This window comes from Algoriphagus pacificus (assembly GCF_017254845.1).
Classification (GTDB): Bacteria; Bacteroidota; Bacteroidia; order Cytophagales; family Cyclobacteriaceae; genus Algoriphagus; species Algoriphagus pacificus.
The window spans coordinates 691,516-709,874 of the sequence record NZ_JAFKCU010000001.1 but is presented as its reverse complement, the minus strand read 5'-3'; the positions used below and the strand labels follow the sequence as shown (position 1 = coordinate 709,874).

The 18,359-nt window shown below is 40.4% G+C and carries 18 protein-coding genes; 9 read left to right on the top strand and 9 right to left on the bottom strand.

Annotated features, from left to right (window positions below; all coding sequences use genetic code 11):
* Nucleotides 1–99: 99 nt before the first annotated feature.
* Nucleotides 100–1,446 (bottom strand): dGTP triphosphohydrolase, encoded by a 1,347-nt coding sequence (dgt, locus tag J0A69_RS03035; RefSeq protein WP_206585032.1) that lies wholly within the window; start codon nt 1,444–1,446, stop codon nt 100–102.
* Between the two features lie 108 nt (nt 1,447–1,554).
* Between dgt and J0A69_RS03030 the strand changes: the two genes are divergently transcribed.
* The 4 genes from J0A69_RS03030 to J0A69_RS03015 all read left to right on the top strand — a co-directional run bounded on the left by J0A69_RS03030 (nt 1,555) and on the right by J0A69_RS03015 (nt 4,791).
* Nucleotides 1,555–2,391, top strand: a complete 837-nt coding sequence (locus tag J0A69_RS03030; RefSeq protein WP_206585031.1) for a DUF4382 domain-containing protein — start codon at nt 1,555–1,557, stop codon at nt 2,389–2,391.
* A gap of 99 nt (nt 2,392–2,490) precedes the next feature.
* A complete protein-coding gene (locus tag J0A69_RS03025) occupies nt 2,491–3,294 on the top strand; it encodes a DUF4382 domain-containing protein (RefSeq protein WP_206585030.1) in 804 nt (267 codons plus the stop codon).
* Nucleotides 3,294–4,316, top strand: coding sequence for a bifunctional diaminohydroxyphosphoribosylaminopyrimidine deaminase/5-amino-6-(5-phosphoribosylamino)uracil reductase RibD (gene ribD / locus J0A69_RS03020; RefSeq protein WP_206585029.1), 1,023 nt, complete (start codon nt 3,294–3,296; stop codon nt 4,314–4,316). Before J0A69_RS03025 ends, ribD begins: the two co-directional genes overlap by 1 nt.
* Nucleotides 4,309–4,791: a GAF domain-containing protein gene (locus J0A69_RS03015; protein WP_206585028.1), complete on the top strand. Its 483-nt coding sequence runs from the start codon at nt 4,309–4,311 to the stop codon at nt 4,789–4,791. Before ribD ends, J0A69_RS03015 begins: the two co-directional genes overlap by 8 nt.
* Here the strand turns inward: J0A69_RS03015 and J0A69_RS03010 are convergent.
* Both J0A69_RS03010 and dxs read right to left on the bottom strand, forming a co-directional pair.
* A complete protein-coding gene (locus J0A69_RS03010) occupies nt 4,774–5,544 on the bottom strand; it encodes an alpha/beta fold hydrolase (RefSeq protein ID WP_206585027.1) in 771 nt (256 codons plus the stop codon). The two genes, J0A69_RS03015 and J0A69_RS03010, sit on opposite strands and share 18 nt — an antisense overlap.
* A 13-nt stretch (nt 5,545–5,557) precedes the next feature.
* Nucleotides 5,558–7,468 (bottom strand): 1-deoxy-D-xylulose-5-phosphate synthase, encoded by a 1,911-nt coding sequence (gene dxs / locus J0A69_RS03005; RefSeq protein WP_206585026.1) that lies wholly within the window; start codon nt 7,466–7,468, stop codon nt 5,558–5,560.
* Nucleotides 7,469–7,646: 178 nt separating this feature from the next.
* On the opposite strand from dxs, the gene J0A69_RS03000 reads away from it, so the two are divergent.
* From J0A69_RS03000 to J0A69_RS02985, 4 genes are read left to right on the top strand one after another with little or no spacing between them, the layout of a single operon-like run.
* Nucleotides 7,647–8,396, top strand: coding sequence for a segregation and condensation protein A (locus tag J0A69_RS03000; protein ID WP_206585025.1), 750 nt, complete (start codon nt 7,647–7,649; stop codon nt 8,394–8,396).
* A gap of 2 nt (nt 8,397–8,398) precedes the next feature.
* Entirely contained in the window at nt 8,399–9,466 is a 1,068-nt protein-coding gene (locus tag J0A69_RS02995) for a lysylphosphatidylglycerol synthase transmembrane domain-containing protein (protein WP_206585024.1), read from the top strand.
* 1 nt (nt 9,467) lies between these two features.
* Nucleotides 9,468–11,939, top strand: coding sequence for a bifunctional UDP-N-acetylmuramoyl-tripeptide:D-alanyl-D-alanine ligase/alanine racemase (locus tag J0A69_RS02990; RefSeq protein ID WP_206585023.1), 2,472 nt, complete (start codon nt 9,468–9,470; stop codon nt 11,937–11,939).
* Between the two features lie 35 nt (nt 11,940–11,974).
* Nucleotides 11,975–12,784, top strand: coding sequence for an ion transporter (locus J0A69_RS02985; protein WP_206585786.1), 810 nt, complete (start codon nt 11,975–11,977; stop codon nt 12,782–12,784).
* Here J0A69_RS02985 and J0A69_RS02980 read toward each other — a convergent pair.
* From J0A69_RS02980 to J0A69_RS02970, 3 genes are read right to left on the bottom strand one after another with little or no spacing between them, the layout of a single operon-like run.
* On the bottom strand, nt 12,781–13,470 hold the full coding sequence (locus J0A69_RS02980; RefSeq protein WP_206585022.1) for a potassium channel family protein: 690 nt from the start codon (nt 13,468–13,470) through the stop codon (nt 12,781–12,783). The two genes, J0A69_RS02985 and J0A69_RS02980, sit on opposite strands and share 4 nt — an antisense overlap.
* A 12-nt stretch (nt 13,471–13,482) precedes the next feature.
* On the bottom strand, nt 13,483–15,297 hold the full coding sequence (locus J0A69_RS02975; RefSeq protein WP_206585021.1) for a TrkH family potassium uptake protein: 1,815 nt from the start codon (nt 15,295–15,297) through the stop codon (nt 13,483–13,485).
* Nucleotides 15,298–15,338: 41 nt separating this feature from the next.
* Nucleotides 15,339–16,595 (bottom strand): voltage-gated chloride channel family protein, encoded by a 1,257-nt coding sequence (locus J0A69_RS02970; RefSeq protein ID WP_206585020.1) that lies wholly within the window; start codon nt 16,593–16,595, stop codon nt 15,339–15,341.
* 128 nt (nt 16,596–16,723) lie between these two features.
* Between J0A69_RS02970 and J0A69_RS02965 the strand changes: the two genes are divergently transcribed.
* Nucleotides 16,724–17,614: a TIGR01777 family oxidoreductase gene (locus J0A69_RS02965; protein ID WP_206585019.1), complete on the top strand. Its 891-nt coding sequence runs from the start codon at nt 16,724–16,726 to the stop codon at nt 17,612–17,614.
* A gap of 15 nt (nt 17,615–17,629) precedes the next feature.
* Here the strand turns inward: J0A69_RS02965 and J0A69_RS02960 are convergent, their stop codons facing one another.
* Genes J0A69_RS02960 through J0A69_RS02950 form a run of 3 tightly spaced genes read right to left on the bottom strand, consistent with a single transcriptional unit; the run spans nt 17,630 to nt 18,307 of the window.
* Nucleotides 17,630–17,803 carry a PLDc N-terminal domain-containing protein gene (locus J0A69_RS02960; protein WP_206585018.1) on the bottom strand — a complete coding sequence of 58 codons (174 nt, stop codon included), beginning with the start codon at nt 17,801–17,803 and terminating at the stop codon, nt 17,630–17,632.
* 3 nt (nt 17,804–17,806) lie between these two features.
* Nucleotides 17,807–18,040, bottom strand: coding sequence for a PLDc N-terminal domain-containing protein (locus J0A69_RS02955; protein ID WP_236032601.1), 234 nt, complete (start codon nt 18,038–18,040; stop codon nt 17,807–17,809).
* A gap of 3 nt (nt 18,041–18,043) precedes the next feature.
* On the bottom strand, nt 18,044–18,307 hold the full coding sequence (locus J0A69_RS02950) for a PLD nuclease N-terminal domain-containing protein (protein WP_206585017.1): 264 nt from the start codon (nt 18,305–18,307) through the stop codon (nt 18,044–18,046).
* Nucleotides 18,308–18,359 lie beyond the last annotated feature (52 nt).

Here is an 18,359-nt window from a genome sequence, read left to right as displayed (position 1 = left end):
TTAAGCCGAAGGCAAAGAAATATTTTTCAATTTCTTTCTACCAAAAAAGGTCATTTTTCAAATGAGAAAAATGACCTTTTTTGACTTTCAGAAAATCAATCAAGATCCAGGGAATGAAATGCCTTTTACCCGTCTATAAAGATTTAATGCATACTTGTCGGTCATACCGGAAATAAAGTCAACTAGCGATCGAAGTAAAGGGTAAGGATTGACCTCTGCCCCCCAGCCTTTCAGAGGAAAATCTTCAGGAAGCAGTCGAAGTATACTCTTGTCTTGACCCGAGAATCTTTCTGGATTATAAAATTGATGATACAAAGCCTGAGAAAAAACAGATAGCAATCCTTCCAAAACCTGGAAACCTGCCGCTTCTTTTTCTAGGACTACCTTAGACCGATAGATTTTTTGGACAGAAACGGATGTGATTTCCTGCAATGCTTTGGCTGAAGGAATGATATCCGTCAGGGCTTTGTCAAAATTTCCTTTGCACATGCTCTCCTCATACTGTGCAAAAACTTCTACAGTTTCTTTGATCAGCTCACCAATAGCAATGGCTCTCAGTGCCCCTAAATTCTGGGAATTTGTTCGGGGTTCTTTGAGTTTTTTGGGATCAAATTTATCCTTTAAAATTGGGGCAAGTAGCTTCACGGTTTCTTCAAAACTTACCAATCCTAGCGTGCAGCCATCTTCGAGATCAATGATGCTATAACAGATGTCATCTGCTGCCTCAACTAAGAATGCCAATGGATGTCGTAACCAACATTCAGGACTGGATTTTTCCATTCCTAAAAAGGATCCCATTTGCTCAAAATCAGCAAGTTGGTTGATGAAAAAGCCATATTTTTTTTGACTTCTTCTGGCTATATCACGATGAGGAATAAAGCTGGGTCTTGGGTATTTTGTGAAAGCCGCTAAAGTGGCATAGGTTAGTTTTAGACCATAGGATTTCGAAACTAACATCCTGAATCCCTGAGCGTTTCCCTCAAAATTGCATAAATCTGCCCATTGCTCGCTTCTGACGTGGGAATCCCAGCATTTGCCAGCTGGGTGAAACTTGAAGAAATCAGAAATCGCTTCCTCACCTGCATGTCCAAAAGGAGGATTTCCAATGTCATGGGTCAAGGCTGCAGCAGCAACTATGGCCCCCACTTCATAGGCAGAAATGCCTGATTTCTGGAGATTTGGGTACTTTTCTAACAGGAATTCACCAGCAGCTTTTCCAAGAGATCTGCCGACACTTGATACTTCAAGACTATGCGTCAATCGAGTATGAACGAAGGCTTGCTCTGGTAATGGAAACACCTGAGTCTTGTCCTGCAAGTTTCTAAAAGGCGCAGAAAATATGATACGATCGTAGTCGACTTCAAATTCACTTCTTACTATTTGTGTTGGAATAAATCCGGGTGTATCACCAAATCTTCCCCGGGCCAAAAGCTTTTCCCATTTCATCATCCCCAAAAATAACAAGCAGTATTTACTTTCCGTTTAATTATTCAAATTTGTAATGTGGCACAGTGATTGAATTTCCCCCATCAACTAAACCGAAAAATTTTAAGGATGAAAAATCTATTTAATTATTTCATGTTAATCGGAGTGATGCTGTTTGCTGCATCATGCTCCAACGACGATGATACTCCAAATGGAGGAAATGCAAGGGTTAATTTTTATCTGGTAGATGCTCCAGGTGATTTTGACGAAGTGTGGATTGAAGTTTTGGCTATTCGAGTGAAAGCTGAAAATGACGATTCTATGGATGACGACGATGCTGACATCGATGACGATGATGAAAGCTCATGGGTAGAAATCCCTTATAATGAGTCTAGCAGATACGTAAATCTTCTGGACCTTACCGGTGAAAATTCTCTTTTCCTAGGATCTGAAGATTTTCCTGAAGGAGAAATTGACCAGTTGAGACTTATTTTGGGTGATGATAACTATGTCGTAAAAGACGGTGTACGTTCTGATTTGAAGACTCCTAGTGCTCAGCAGTCGGGATTAAAAATCAAAGTGGATGAAGATATTGAAGGTGGAATGAGCTATAATTTAGTTATTGACTTTGATGTGGCTAAATCCATTGTAGTTGCTGGCAACTCTGGAAATATCAATTTGAAACCAGTTTTAAGAGCATATATGGAAGAAGCTGCTTCTGGAATTATGGGTCAAGTATTCCCTGAGGAAGCTTATCCTGTAACAGTGAACGCTCAAAAAGGAGACGATTCTTATAATACATCTGTAGATGAGAATGGAAACTTCAAAATTTTAGGAATGGACGACGGAGTTTATACCCTGACTTTTTCTCCAAAAGAAGGATATAAAACTCTTGTAATTGGAGAAGTGTTAGTGGTAGAAGGACAAGTAAAAACCCTAGATCCTATTACAATAGTCCCCAATTAAGACTATTAAATGAAGCCGGTTTCGACCGGCTTTTTTTATGTTTAATAGTTCTGGGATGGATTCCCTGATTTTTGAATAGTTTTGGGCTAAATTTAATCCGTGAAAAGACCTGTTTTTTATTTTATTCTGATCGGCTTTTTCTTCGGCTTGTATAGTTGCCAAGAATTTGATTCCAACCCAAAGGCCTTAGTAAATCTTATTCTGGTTGATGCACCTGCCCAGTGGGATTCTGTTTTTGTGGAGATTTTAGGGGCAGATGTGGAGGTAATCACTGCTGGGAAGGATGATGGTACCGTAGAAACTTTCTTTCTGCCATACCAACCTGGTGATAAAAAAATTGAAGTCAGTGCCCTGGTAGGTGGAGAGGCTTTATTGCTGGGAAGAGATGAACTTCCTGCAGGAAAAATCTTGAAAGTCACTTTGAGGCTGGGGAATGAACATTCCTTGTATCTCGATGAAAAAGAATATCCACTTCCTCTGACAGACCAGTCAAATACGGAGGTTTCCCTTCCAATCGAACTTTCAATTGAGCAGGGTTTATCCTATGATTTGATTTTGGATTTTGATCTGGAAAAATCAATTATAGTATTGGACGAAAGCCCCTTATCGCTACAATTAAATCCCACGCTTACTATTTTTAGAGGAGCTGGTTCTGGTGAATTAAGTGGTTCACTTTCTCCAAATACCATCAAGCCCGCTGTTTTCGCAATTAAAGGAGATGACTCTGTAAGTACGCACCCTTCAACTACAGGGTCTTATGAGTTCAGATTACCTGAAGGGCTTTACTCTATTTATTTTGATCCAAAAGATGAGCTTTATCAAGATACATTGATCACGAATGTAGAAATCATCGCCGGAGAATCAGCAAGCCTGCCAAGAGTAACTTTAAAAAAGAAACCTTGATGAAGCATGAAGATTACATGAGGAGAGCTTTGGAACTCGCCGAAATGGGTCGAGGTCGGGTGAGTCCTAATCCTATGGTTGGATGTGTGATCGTACGCGAAGACAAAATCATCGGGGAGGGATATCATCAACAGTATGGAAAAGCACATGCTGAAGTAAATGCTGTCAATGCTATAGAAAACCAAGAACTACTCGAAGGTGCAACAGTTTATGTCACCTTAGAACCTTGCGCGCATTATGGTAAGACTCCTCCTTGCGCAAATTTATTGGTTGAGAAGCGAGTTGGGAAAGTATTTATTGCTGCATTTGATACAAATCCTCTTGTTGGAGGGAAAGGAATTCAGATTTTGAAAGATGCGGGAATAGAAGTGGAAATTGGCTTACTAGAAAATGAAGCTCGCTGGCAAAACCGCCGTTTCTTCACACAAATCGAAAATAAAAGGCCCTATGTAATTCTAAAGTGGGCACAAACTCAAGACGGCTTTGTAGCCAGAGAGGATTTTTCTTCCAAGTGGATCAGTAATTCTGCAAGCCGCCAGTTAGTTCATAAATGGAGGGCAGAGGAAGATGCTATCGTGGTGGGGAAAAATACTGCGAAATACGATGATCCTGCTTTAAATGTGCGTGATTGGGTAGGTAAAAACCCACTGAGAATTGTCATTGACAGTAAACTGGAATTGTCGGAAGACTTAAAAATATTTGACCAAGCTGTGCCGACGATTTGTTATAATACCCTCAAATCAGAAGAAAAAGGCCATTTACATTATGTAAAAATGAAGCCTGGCTTTACAATTGATCAGATACTGGAAGATTTGTTTCAAAGGAATATCCAAAGTTTGATTGTTGAGGGAGGTAGCTATTTGCTAAATAAATTTATTGCTTCCGAACTTTGGGACGAAGCAAGAGTGTTTACAAGCCAGAATAAATTTGGAGCTGGAGTTGCCGCTCCAGTGATCAATAAACCAGCATCAGAAACCATCCAAGTTCTTGAAGATCGATTAACCATCCACTACCATGTCTGAAAACTTATACATTCCCGAGGCAGCTACCAAAGCTGAGAAATACGAATCAGTTATTCCACAGATTGAGGCATTGATTAGTGGAGAGCCTGATTTATACGCCAACTTGGCGAATATTTCCTCGGCGTTGAAAGAAGCTTTTGGATTCTTCTGGGTAGGTTTTTATTTGGTAAAAGAAACTCAATTGGTTTTAGGGCCTTTTCAGGGACCTATCGCCTGTACAAGAATTTCTTTGGGAAAAGGGGTTTGTGGGACTGCTTGGCAGCAAGCAAAAACACAATTAGTACCAGATGTGGAGGCTTTTCCAGGGCATATTGCCTGTAGTTCTGCCTCGAAGTCAGAGATCGTTGTCCCTGTTTTCAGAGGAGATCAGGTAGCAATGGTCTTGGATGTGGACAGTGACAAACTGGATGATTTTGATGGCACTGACCAATTGTATCTGGAAAAACTGATGGGGATTCTAGGAGGAATGCTTTAAACAGAAATTTCTCACAATTTCTATTGTTTCGGCTTTTCTTTCCACCATACCCATATGGCCTGTTCCTGCTAATTCCACGTAGTCCGTAACGAGGGTTTTATGAGCTTGACTTGCTTCTATAGGAACTGCAGAATCAAGCTCCCCAGCAATCATAAGCTTTCCTCCTGCGAAATTTTGTAGTACTTCCCTTCTATCTTTTCTGTCACGCATCGCTTTGGTGAAAGCAATCAATCCCTCCAAAGAACACTTTTTTGCTTGTGAGATTGCCGTTTGGATCTCTTGATTTAATTCTTCCCTTCTGTTTTCAGGAAATAATGGCGGAAGAAATGAAGTCACGAAAGTTTCTACTCCGTGTTTATTCAGGAAAATGACAGTCCTGTCACGCATTCCTTTTTTATCCTCGTTGTCAGGAAATGCCGTGGAATGAAAAAGTCCGATGGCTTTGAGTTTTGGACCCAAAAGTTCAGTCAGAGCCAAAGTGACATAACCACCCAAAGAATGACCAATAACAATTGGATTTTGAATGTCCTGTTCTTCCATCCACTCCTCCAAAATTACTGCTACTTCCTCCATTGAGAGGCTATCAGAAGATAGTTCTGAGCCAGCCAAACCTGGCAAATCAGGGCAGATCACACGAAAATTATCAGATAAGGAGTTTGCAAAATCCTCCCACATCGCACCTATTTCGCAGAAACCATGTAAAAGCACAAGGGCTTGACCTTCGCCTTTCTCGAAAAAATTAATACCAGACATGAACTAGATTTTATTAAGCTTTGACCACTTCGGCCATGCTTCTGATTGTTTGGGCAATCCCTTCCGGATCAAAACCACACTCTCTGTGAAGTTCTATTTGCTCGCCATGTTCGATCACTTCATCAGGGATACCTAATCTTTTGACTTGCGCCTGATAGCCATGATCCATCATCCATTCGATGACAGCAGAACCAAATCCGCCCATCAAACAGCCATCTTCGATCGTGATTACTTTTTTGAACTTACCAAAAACCTCATGAAGCAATTCTCCATCCAAAGGCTTTACAAAACGCATGTCATAATGCGCTGGATTTAGTCCTTCTTTTGCTACTGCTTCGCATGCTTCAACAGCATAATTGCCAATATGTCCTATGGAAAGAATGGCGATTTCCTCACCTTCCTTAATAATCCTGCCTTGTCCCGCAGGGATTTTTCTCATTGGGGTTTTCCACTCAGGCATCACACCTTTTCCTCTTGGGTATCGGATGGAATAAGGACCATTATGAATTGAGCCGGAATACATCATATTTCGAAGCTCTTCTTCATTCATAGGTGCTGCTACTACCAGATTTGGAATACATCTGAAATAAGCAATATCATAAGCACCGTGGTGCGTAGGTCCATCAGCTCCAGCAAATCCCGCCCTATCGAGACAAAGAACTACTGGAAGGTTTTGCAAACATACATCATGCACTACCTGATCATAGGCACGCTGCATGAATGTAGAATAAATATTACAGAAAGGAACAAGCCCTTGTGTGGCCAGACCTGCTGAAAAAGTAACAGCATGTTGTTCGGCTATTCCCACATCAAATGCTCGATCCGGCATTGCCTTCATCATAATATTCATAGAAGATCCCGAAGGCATTGCTGGAGTCACTCCCATAATTCTTTCGTCTTGCTCTGCCAGCTCTACTAAAGTATGCCCAAAGACATCTTGATATTTTGGAGCTTGTGGAGATGACGGTATCTTTTTAAAGATCTCTCCGGTTACTTTATCAAAAGTGCCTGGAGCATGCCAGGTAGTTTTATTTCCGTTTTCCGCAGGAGCATATCCCTTACCTTTTACGGTCACACAATGCAATATTTTTGGACCCGGGATATCTCGCATATCCTTCAGAATTTCCACCAAATGATTCACATCGTGGCCATCTACTGGTCCGAAATATCTCAGGTTCAACGATTCAAAAAGATTGCTTTGGTGTAAAACAGCAGATTTGATCGCTCCTTCTACTTTTGAGATTACATCCTGTGCACTGCTTCCGAATTTGCTGAATTTGCCGAGCAATTTCCAAACTTCATCTTTGACTTTATTGTAAGTATGTGAAGTAGTGATATCTGTTAAATAATCCTTCAGTGCTCCAACATTTGGATCAATGGACATGCAGTTATCATTCAGAATAATCAGCAGGTTGGAATCACTGACACCAGCATGATTCATAGCTTCGAAAGCCATTCCTCCGGTCATGGATCCATCTCCAATGACTGCTACATGTTGTTTTTTGATTCCTTTGTATTTGGAGGCCACAGCCATTCCAAGGGCTGCAGATATGGAAGTACTGGAGTGTCCTACTCCAAATGTATCGTACTCGCTTTCTTTTCTTTTTGGGAAACCAGAAATACCACCATAAACCCTGTTGGTATGAAATGAATCTCTTCTTCCAGTTAGGATTTTGTGACCATAAGCTTGGTGGCCTACGTCCCAGACCAATTGATCTTCCGGAGTATTGAGCACATATTGAAGTGCAACTGTCAACTCAACAACTCCTAAACTTGCTCCAAAATGTCCTCCATAAACAGAAACGTTATCTACAATGAATTGACGTAATTCATCACAGATCTGCACCAGTTTATCTTTTGGAAACTTTTTAAGATCAGCAGGGCTGTTGATTTGTGCTAATAATTCTCCTGGTTGAATCAACATGTTTTGGTGTTCTGGTGTCAAAAAGAGTTAACCTTGTTTTTGAAACTTTGTTATAATTGATATATCAAAATCTCTCGACTGGCTTTCCTCTTTCTTTCACGTAAGTCCAATTAATTTAAGCTTAATTGAATATCTTTGGCTACAAGGTGGCAAAATTAACCAATAATTTAAATATCCCTTGAGTTTCGAAATCAAATTACCGCTTTTCGAGGGCCCGTTCGATTTGATGTTGTTCTTCATCGAGCGGGATGAGCTGGATATATATGATATTCCCATCTCTAAGATAACCAATGATTTTCTGGAATATCTCCATCATTTGGAGCAGATGGAAATCGAGGTGGCTAGTGAATTTATTCTCTTCGCTGCCACGTTGATGAGAATCAAGTCTAAAATGCTTCTCCCAAGACCTGAATTAAATGAGCAGGGAGAAGAAATAGATCCAAGAGAGGAATTGATCAGGAACCTTTTGGAATATAAAAAGTATAAATCTGTAATACAGGATTTAGCCAACCTAGAAGAGGAAAGGCTCTCCAAGGAAAAACGGGGAAACTTGCTTTTTGAATTGCAGGAATTGAGCAAAGTGGACGATGTCGATGCTGAAATGCAGCATGTGGATTTGTACAAATTGCTAAAGGTTTTTCAAAGATGCATGGCCAAACTGGCCGCCCGTAGGGATGAAACTACCCATACTGTCATCCAATATCCCTATACCATTGAGCAACAAAAGGACTTTGTTTTGGAAAAAATCAGTTTCAAAAAACAAGTACCGTTTTCAGAATTTATCACCTACAAACCCGACAAAATTTTTGTGATTTACACCTTTCTGGCCATTCTGGAATTACTTCAGCTTTCACAAGTGACGATTATCATCGGTGAAGGATTTAATAATTTCTGGGTGGAGAAGACTGAGCCAATCGCTGCAGGCTAAGTATGAAGTTGGACAATAAAAAAATCTTTCAAACACTAAACCCGAATAAGGTTTGGGTTCCCATCCTCATTGGACTCGGGATTGTGTTTGCTATGTTTTATTTTGATCCGTCCATCAATGCAAAAAACTTAAGTGTAATTTTTGATGCCTCCTTGGCCTGGATTTTTCTGGCCATCCTAGTTATCATCTTTAGAGATGCCGGGTATGTTTATAGAATAAGAGAAGTAACCGATAAACATCTCTCTTGGTCTCGGGCGATTTATGTAATCATTTTGTGGGAATTTGCCTCTGCAGTTACACCATCAGTGGTAGGAGGAACAGCTGTAGCTATTTTCATTCTCAATAAAGAAGGTATCAAATTAGGTAGAGCCATTGCCTATGTAATGGTCACCGCAATTTTGGATAATCTGTTCTTTGTCATTGGAGCGCCGATCATCCTTTTCTTTGCCAAAGGAAATATTTTCCCTCAAAGTAAAGTTCTGGAAACCCAGCTTCAGAATAGTATGGAAGCGATTTTCTGGATCAGTTATGCGCTTTATGCAACGTACAGTCTTGTCATGGCGGCAGCTTTGTTTTACAGACCCCGAGTTTTCAAATGGCTGTTGATCAAGTTGTTTTCGATCAAATGGCTTAGAAAATGGAAGCATGATGCGGATGAATATGGAAATCAGATTATTGAAGCTTCCAAAGAACTGGCAGGGAAGAGTTTTAAATATTGGCTACCCATTGTTTTGGCCACCATATTTATTTGGAGCTCCAGATACTTGATGCTCAATGCACTCATTTCAGCATTTGTTCCTTTGGATATCCACGAGCATATCATTGTTTTTGCACGACAAGTGATCATGTGGATCGTGATGATGATCTCTCCTACTCCGGGAAGTAGCGGCACAGCTGAGTTTTTCTTCGCTCAGTTTTTTACTCAATTCCTGAATAAATATACCTTCGTCACCAGTATTTTATGGAGACTGCTTTCTTACTATCCTTACCTGATTCTTGGGGCATTATTCTTGCCAAGATGGATCAAGCAAGTGTTTTTTAAGAAAAAGAAGAAGAAAAACCTAGAGTAATATGCTACAGGCATTACGGATCACCGAGGTTGCTGAAATCACAGCTGGAGTTCTCTCTGGGAAACCCCATGAAGTCTTGTTATCTCAAATTGCGATTGATTCCAGGCAGATAATCAATCCAGCGCATACGCTTTTCGTTGCTTTGAAAGGAGCCAAAGCGGATGGTAAAACTTTTATTCCTTCCTTGATTGAATTGGGTGTCAGGAATTTTATTGTCCATTCTGATTTTGAAATCGCTGATTTTTCCACTTCAGATTCCTGTTTTATTATCGTTTCAGATACTAGAGAGGCCTTGCAAAAGCTTGCTGCTTTTCAACGCTCGCTATTTAAAAACCCGGTTGTTTCTATCACTGGAAGCAATGGTAAAACCATCGTCAAAGAATGGCTTGGACAGGTTTTGAGTCAAAAATATCATGTTGCGAAAAGCCCGAAAAGCTATAATTCTCAAGTGGGAGTGCCATTGTCAATATTTGGTATTCAGGAAGAGCATCAAGTAGCAATTCTCGAGGCGGGTATTTCCAAATCGGGTGAAATGGCTGCATTGCAAAGGATGATTCAGCCAAACCTTGGGATTTTCACAAATATAGGTTCTGCACATCAAGAGGGTTTTCCCGATCAAGAAAGCAAGATTTTAGAGAAGCTAGCTTTGTTTCAAAATGCCAACTTTGTCATTTATTCTAAAAACCAAGCAGAGCTTGCAGAAATTATCGAAAGAGAAATAGATGCTGAAAAGCTAATTGCTTGGTCAGATCAAGTAGGAGTTGATTTCACGAGGTCAGTTAAAATTTTAGAGAAAGGAGCAAAAATCCTTCTCTTAAAATCAGATTTATCCACATTTACATTCCAGGTCCCTTTTACGGATCCTGCTTCTTTGGAGAATATCACCCATGTGATCGTGGCATCGATGACCTTGGGGCAAAGTTCGGATTCCATCCAACAGGGTTTAGATCATCTCAAATCAGTGGATATGAGATTGACCTTAAAACCGGGGGTAAATGACTCTTTGCTAATCGATGACACCTATAACAATGATCTGGCTGGATTGAAGGTTGCGTTGGACTTTATGCAGCAACAAAGACCTAAGCGAAGGAAGATTCTGATTCTTTCAGATTTGCTGCAACAAGGATCTCCCGCAAAACTTTATGCCGAAGTAGCTGATCTTATTAAAAACCATCAACTGGATTTAATTTTCGGTGTTGGTGAGGATATTTTCAAATTGGAGCAGCTTTTTCAAGGAAAATTTAAAGGCTTTGAAAGCTCTGAGGCATTATTAGATAACCTCGATCCTGATCAGTTTAGCAATGATCTGATTTTGATTACTGGAGCAAGACCTTTTGGTTTTGAGCGAATTGTAAACAAGCTGCAGCAGCGGATTCATGGCACAACGTTAGAGATTAATCTTAACGCACTGACACATAATTACAACTTCTATAAGCGATTGATCCGACCGGAAATAAAAGTGATGGTCATGGTGAAAGCTTTTGCTTACGGAGGTGGATCTGTAGAAATCGCCAACCATTTACAGACTATGGGTGCGGATTATTTGGCTGTTGCTTTTACAGATGAGGGAGTTACACTGCGAAAACACGGGATTACTTTACCGATTATGGTTCTAAATCCAGTAGAAGAATCCATTGATCTCTGTCATGCTTTTCAACTGGAGCCGGTAGTTTTCAGTCCTGAGTTTTTTAAAATGGTCTCCAGCTATTGCAAGACCCATGCTTGTAAATTATCAATTCATCTTGATTTGGATACTGGCATGCACAGGCTCGGTTTTGAGCATCATCAGCTGGATGAATTGATTGCTTTGATTCAACAGGAAAAGCGGATGAGAATCGCCTCGGTTTATACCCATTTGGTAGGGGCAGATGAGGAAATTCACAAAGATTTTTCTTTGCAACAACTGGAATCATTTAATGAAATGAGAAAGTCTCTCATACCGCATGTTTCGAAAGAAACGCTTTTTCATGCCTTAAACTCGGCGGGAATTGTTGCTTTTCCTGACTATCAATTTGACATGGTCAGGCTGGGAATCGGCCTTTATGGAGTAGAGGTGACTGGCAGATTCGGAAGTTCCTTAAAATCCATCAGCACTTTAAAAACAACCATATCACAGATCAAAGAGCTGCAACCTGGTGAAACAGTAGGCTATTCCCGAAAAGGAATGCTGCCTAATGGAGGTAAAATTGCCACACTTTCCTTGGGTTATGCAGATGGCTATGATCGTCGATTCTCTAATGGAAATGGATTTGTACTCATCCAGGGGAAGAAAGCACCGATCATTGGAAATGTCTGCATGGATATGTGCATGGTGGATGTATCGGGTTTTTCAGATATAAAAGCCGGAGAAGAAGCCATTATTTATGGCGAAGGAATTCCACTTCAGGAGCTAGCAGATCGTATCGGAACGATCCCTTATGAGTTGTTGACAAATATCAGTACTCGGGTGAAGCGTGTTTACTATCTGGACTAAATGGTTTAGGCCCAATAATTTTTCTAAATTCAATGATGAAATTTTCCAAAAAACGACTCGCACATATCGTTTTTGAGTCAGACGATTGGGCTTCCAAGACCTTTGATATCGTTTTGCTCTTTATGATTTTTGGAAGCATCCTCGTTTCTATACTAGATTCTGTAGGTAGCCTCAGAGCGTCTTATGGTGAGATTTTTTTATGGCTAGAGTGGGTTTTTACTGCTTTGTTTACTGTGGAATATTTCCTTCGGGTTTGGCTTTCCAGGAAACCATCAGGTTATATTTTCAGCTTTTATGGTGTAGTGGATTTATTGGCGATTCTACCATCATATGTCAGTTTTTTCGTAGTAAACTCCCAGCTATTAGCGGTAGTGAGAGCATTGAGATTGCTACGTGTCATTCGGATTTTGAAGCTTGGCAGGTATGTTTCCGAAGCAGAATATTTGCAAAGATCCCTTCGTGCCAGCTCCCATAAAATCATGATTTTCATTGGGTTTGTGGTCACAATTGTTTTGATCATGGGTACGCTGATGTTTATCATAGAAGGACCAGAGCATGGATTCACCAGTATTCCTGTGGGAATGTATTGGGCAATTGTAACCTTGACCACAGTGGGTTTTGGGGATATCACTCCTTCTACTCCTTTGGGTCAATTTGTATCATCCATTATCATGTTGTTAGGCTATGCCATCATCGCAGTACCAACCGGAATTGTAAGTACAGAGATGGCTTCCCAACGCAAAAAAGCGGATGCCCCAAAATTGATGACATGTACTAATTGCGGGAAGGATAACCTGAAACAGGTAGATAATTTCTGTGCAAACTGCGGGATCAAACTCCGTTAATCTTCCAGATTCAAGAATTCTTGAATGTTTTTGATTTTCCCAAAAAGTAAAAGAATGTCATTCTCTTCTAGTGAATATTCAGGAGTGATCACTCCTATTACTTTCTTTTCCTGAGTTTTGATTCCCAGTAAATTGGTTTTGTCTTCCAACTTGATGACAGTAAGGATGTTCAAAAAGAATTCCTTACGAATTTCTGCCTCAGAAACTTTCATTCCGATGTAGCGCTTTGGCACTTTCACCTCTACGATATTGTATTCGTCAGAGATTTCGAGAGAATCCATCACGCCTTTCATTTGTAATCTCTTTGAAAGCCGATCTGCAGTTTCTTCTTCTGGATGAATAATTTCATCTACCCCAATGCTTCGGATAACTGTTTCATGTAGGTCATTGATGGCCCTTGCGATAATTCTTTTGACATTCAATTGCTTGAAAATCGCCGTGGACATAATTGATGCTCCGACATCCTCACCAATGGCAATAATGACTACATCACAGTCCCGTAATGGCAAGTTTTTGACAGCTTGGGTATCTGTCGCATTCATGGTTACCGCATGCGTGATTTTATCCTTGATTATATCAATTCGGTTTTCACTGTTATCCACACCTATCACTTCATGCCCCATATCGGTCAATCTCATGGCGAGATATCCGCCAAAGTTTCCCATTCCAACAATTATGTATTTCATAGATAGAGCAATTTAAGTAATAAAGACATTTTCTTCTGGGTATTTATAGCGTTGTTCTCCGGCTTTTCTTACAATCGCGATGAGGATGGTCAGGGTACCCACTCTGCCCATAAACATACAAACCATAATCACAAGTTTACTTGCGGTTCCCAACTGGGAAGTGATTCCCAAGCTCAAACCTACTGTAGAGAATGCACTGAAAACTTCAAACGCTACATCAATTAAGGGAAGTTCCGGATTAAAAAGCATCACTAAAAAGACACCAAAACCAATCACCAAAAAGGATAGTGCAATTACAGCAAAAGCTTTTCTGAGTGTCTCGTTGGAGATTTGTCTTCTAAAAACTTCCACTCGTTTTTTGCCTGTGGCGATACTTAAAGTATTTAAAATAGCAACTGCGAAAGTGCTGGTTTTCAAACCACCTCCAGTAGAACCGGGCGAGGCCCCAATCCACATCAAGATCAGGTAAATTAGAATTGTGGGCACTGTGAGCATCGTCATATCCACGGTGTTAAAACCTGCAGTTCTTGGAGTAACAGCTCCGAATATGGTGGTGACGAGTCGTCCATAGGGACTCAATCCTGCTAAAGTACTGTCTCTTTCGAATACCCCGAATGCCAAAAAACCCACGATCAAAAGTATACCGGTGGTATAAAGTGAAAGGCGGGTACTTATGTTGGTTACTCTGGGAACATGTCGATAGGATTCTATCCCAAGCAATTTTTTGGTTCCTCCGACAATGACGTGCTTCAAATAATTGTAATAATTGATAACAACCGGAAAGCCTATCCCACCGAGTATGATAGCAAGTGCCAAAACAAGATGCATGTTGTAAGATTCTCTGAATCCTGCTTCGTAGAGTCCATTGCTAAGGGTTGAAAATCCTGCATTACAAAAAGCAGAAACGGCATGAAATGCTGCGAAAAACAGCTGGTCCCCTTTACTTGTGAATTGGGAATCATCTGTAAAATGGAAAATTAATAAGGCCGCGGCCACTTCTGTCAGGATAGTGAAAAAGACTATTTTCAATAGCGTTGAATAGATTTCTCCGACATTGTTTTCATTGATATAATCCCGGATGAATAGCTGGTTCTCGATTGAATAACTGCCTTTGAAAAAGAACCCGAAGAAACTGGTGAAAGTCATCATCCCCAAACCTCCGATTTGAAAGAGAATCATAATCGTCATTTGACCAAAAAATGTAAAATCCTTAGCCGTATCGAGCACTATTAGACCTGTAACGCACACTGCGGAAGTGGATGTGAATAGTGCGTCAACGAAGGTTATTCCTTGTGTAGTAGCATGCGGGAGGCTCAATAATATGGCTCCAATGAATATCAAAATCAGAAAGCTCAGGATAAAAACCAGTGTTGGACTAGCTTTTAGGCGATTTATAGTCAAACTGAACTTACTGGTTTCAATGAAAAACAGAACCACTACCAAAATATTGACCAGGAAGTATTGCCGAGAATAATCCAGAATTCCTTCTGAGAATTCCATTCCGAAAACATTCCATCTCAAAAGGGAAAATCCAATCAGAAATAGTGAGAGAAGTATTTCTAAAATGACCCTTCCAACCAGGATTGAAGGCTCATTTAATAGGATTTTTAGAATATATCCAACTCCAATAAGTATCAGACAAAATGTAAAAATGAAAGAAGAGATGGCATAGCTTAATGGCTCAGGATCATATCCCAAGTGATACAAAAGGAGCCCAAAAGTCACAAAACTGCTGTATCTCACCACCCCTTCCACGATAGCCTTCACCTTTCTGAGGAAATAGATATTTCGATCAGGATTTGAAAAAATCTTTAATTTCAGTTTCATGCTAGAATGATCTCAGACTTTTGATAAAGCATCCGAAAGTTTCATTTTTTAAACCAACGCTGAAAGGAAAAGTACCTTTTTTTAGGATAAATGTGAATCTTCCCTTCTAGATTTTGAGCAGAATAAATGCTCGATTTACCACTGAAAAGGTAAGCGATAAAACAGGCTATGGCCAAGTAAAAGCCTGATTCTACCCCAAATAATTCCATACCCATCACTGTACAAGCCATCGGCGTATTGGTAGCTCCTGAAAATACTCCTACGAAACCCATACCAGCTAGCAATGCAAGCGGCAAAGGAATCCAAGTAGATAGTGCGTTGCCAAGTGTAGCTCCTGTAAAAAAGAGCGGAGTGACTTCTCCTCCCTTAAACCCAGCACCCAAAGTAAAACCTGTCATTCCGGTTTTTACTAACCAATCATACCATGGAAGTGGGGTTTGGAATGCTTCGACGATTCTTGGAACTCCCAATCCTATGTAAGTGCTGGTGTCCGTAATCCATACAATTAACGCGATCACCAGTCCGCCTATGACCGGACGAAGGGGTGGATAGGAAATCCATTTTGAAAATTGATGAGAAAAAAAATGCGTCGTTTGGGCAAATAATCTACCTGAAAATCCAAAGGCAATTCCTGCAGGAATGATCCAGATAAAATTAATAAACGTCAAATCGGGGACTTCAGGAATGCTGTAATGGGTATGCCCCACTCCCCATAATTCAGCACAGACAAAATTTGCAGTAATCCCAGTCCAAAAGGCTGGGAAAACGGATTTCCATCTGAATTTCTTATTGAGCATCCACTCCAGCGCGAAGATGGCTCCCGCGAGTGGAGTTCCAAAAACTGAAGCAAATCCACCTGCCACTCCGGCAATTAAAACCAGCCTTCTATCCTCTTTTGCCAGGTTAAACCATTTGGTCAATTGATCGGCCAAAGAGCCTCCCATTTGCACTGCAGTGCCTTCTCGGCCAGCCGAACCCCCAAATAAATGGGTAGCAATCGTACCGAAAAGCACCAAGGGTGTCATCCTTAAAGGGATGGGTTGGTGTGTTTGATAAAGCTCCTCCAGCAGTAGATTATTTCCTCGAACTGATGACTCCGCGTACTTATAATAAGTCCATCCGATCAGAAATCCTCCCAATGGCAAAAGCGCCACAATCCAAAGGTTATTTTCTCTGGTCAAGGTAGCCCATTCCAATGCAAGTAGGAAAAATGCAGATGCTGTACCGGCTAGTAAACCTATCAGCAAACCAAATCCAATCCAACGAAACAAATAAGTAACCAGTGATGTGAAGTTCAATTCCTCAATAAGAAGTTTGGCCCAAATTAGGCATAGAAAATGAAAGTCTATAAGGCGGCGGACAAGTATTGTCTCCCATTGAAAGTAACATATTCCCGATTTTCGGGTTAACTTCAATAAAATTACCCATGCAAAATATTCTTATCACCGGCGGATCTGGCCTCATTGGCAAAAGAATTACGGCTTTGTTAGAGGCAAAGGGTAAAACTGTGGCTTGGCTAAGCAGAAGCCAACAATCGCAAAAGTCATTTCTTTGGGATGTTGAAAAAGGAAAAATTGATCCGGAAGCATTAGAATGGGCTGATGCTGTTATCCATTTGGCAGGCGCGGGAGTGGCTGATAAAAAATGGACCGATGAGCGAAAAAAACTGATTTTGGAATCCAGAACCAAGTCTACTCAGCTATTGCACCAGGCGATTGAACAGGCTACGATGAAACCTGATACGTTTATTTCTGCCTCGGCTATCGGTTATTATGGTTTTGATACTGGAACTAATTTGATGGAGGAATCTTCTCCCGCAGGTCATGATTTTTTGGCAGATGTGGTGATCCAATGGGAGGCTGAGGTCAAAAAGATCGAAAGTCTGCATTTACGAACAGTGATGCTTCGGATAGGAATTGTGTTGGATAAAGAAGGTGGCGCTTTGGGTGAAATGCTCAAACCGCCAGTTGCGGCTCCTCTTGGCAAAGGAGACCAATGGATGAGTTGGATCCATATTGAGGATCTTGCGAATATGTTTGTTTTTGCCTTGGAGAAAACCACTCTTCAGGGAATTTTCAATGCTGTTTCTCCTAATCCAGCAACTAATTACAGACTGACTCATGAGGCAGCCAGGGCCAAAGGAAAGCCTTTTATTGGTATTGGTGTACCGGGATTTGTGCTGAATTTAATTCTTGGAGAAATGTCCCAAATGGTAACCGGAGGAAATCGAGTTTCTTCCCAAAAAATCCAAAAGGCAGGATTTGATTTCGAATTTCCGATTTTGATTCCAGCGCTGAAGGATATTTTTAATGGTTAAATGCAGGATTATTTTTTAAATCCTCTTCCCTCTTCCGATCAAAAACCACAAAATCGTTCCTAAAAAGGGAAGTAAAACGACAATCAATAACCAGATAATCCTGTCGTTAGAGTTGTGAAAGTTGCTAGTGACTACATCATAGATTGTATAGATGTAAATGGCCAAGCCGATGATTCCTAATCCAAACATATTTTAAGACTTAAAGGTAGCTTTAGTACTATTTCCCATGATCAAATAAGCAATAGGTCCAACCACCTGTGCAAATAGGATAACTACGATCCAGATCAATTTCATATTGGAATCTTTGAAGTCTGAGCGAAGGATATCAATCAGGCAGTAAATCCATAATATACCATAGATCAGACTTAACAGAAGAAAAAATATGATTGCGCCGCCACCCATATTATTAATAAATAAAATTGTCATTAGTTAGTCTTTAAGTTTTGAAAAATCAGGATTAAACCTGCGGAAATTTTGTTTTGTACGTCTGCTCATGCTTAAGTAAAGAAATGTTCCGATCACAGGAACCATAAGAATCAACATAGCCCAGATCAATTTCATGTGATGTTCTCGAAAATCAGACCGAATCATGTCAACCAAAGCATAAACGGTAAAACCAAAATACCCTGCCATAACTAAAAAACTTCCTATTTGCCAAGCAAACAATTCATTTGAAGGTGCTATTAAATCCATGTTGCTTCTTCAATTATTTTAACCACTGAACCAAAATAGTTTTTTTTAAGGA

Coding starts and splice junctions, on each gene's coding strand:
- dgt (WP_206585032.1), bottom strand. CDS start 1,446: ATGAAATGGGAAAAGCTTTTGGCCCGGGGAAGATTTGGTGATACACCC.
- J0A69_RS03030 (WP_206585031.1), top strand. CDS start 1,555: ATGAAAAATCTATTTAATTATTTCATGTTAATCGGAGTGATGCTGTTT.
- ribD (WP_206585029.1), top strand. CDS start 3,294: ATGAAGCATGAAGATTACATGAGGAGAGCTTTGGAACTCGCCGAAATG.
- J0A69_RS03015 (WP_206585028.1), top strand. CDS start 4,309: ATGTCTGAAAACTTATACATTCCCGAGGCAGCTACCAAAGCTGAGAAA.
- J0A69_RS03010 (WP_206585027.1), bottom strand. CDS start 5,544: ATGTCTGGTATTAATTTTTTCGAGAAAGGCGAAGGTCAAGCCCTTGTG.
- dxs (WP_206585026.1), bottom strand. CDS start 7,468: ATGTTGATTCAACCAGGAGAATTATTAGCACAAATCAACAGCCCTGCT.
- J0A69_RS02995 (WP_206585024.1), top strand. CDS start 8,399: ATGAAGTTGGACAATAAAAAAATCTTTCAAACACTAAACCCGAATAAG.
- J0A69_RS02990 (WP_206585023.1), top strand. CDS start 9,468: ATGCTACAGGCATTACGGATCACCGAGGTTGCTGAAATCACAGCTGGA.
- J0A69_RS02985 (WP_206585786.1), top strand. CDS start 11,975: ATGAAATTTTCCAAAAAACGACTCGCACATATCGTTTTTGAGTCAGAC.
- J0A69_RS02980 (WP_206585022.1), bottom strand. CDS start 13,470: ATGAAATACATAATTGTTGGAATGGGAAACTTTGGCGGATATCTCGCC.
- J0A69_RS02975 (WP_206585021.1), bottom strand. CDS start 15,297: ATGAAACTGAAATTAAAGATTTTTTCAAATCCTGATCGAAATATCTAT.
- J0A69_RS02965 (WP_206585019.1), top strand. CDS start 16,724: ATGCAAAATATTCTTATCACCGGCGGATCTGGCCTCATTGGCAAAAGA.
- J0A69_RS02960 (WP_206585018.1), bottom strand. CDS start 17,803: ATGTTTGGATTAGGAATCATCGGCTTGGCCATTTACATCTATACAATC.
- J0A69_RS02955 (WP_236032601.1), bottom strand. CDS start 18,040: ATGACAATTTTATTTATTAATAATATGGGTGGCGGCGCAATCATATTT.
- J0A69_RS02950 (WP_206585017.1), bottom strand. CDS start 18,307: ATGGATTTAATAGCACCTTCAAATGAATTGTTTGCTTGGCAAATAGGA.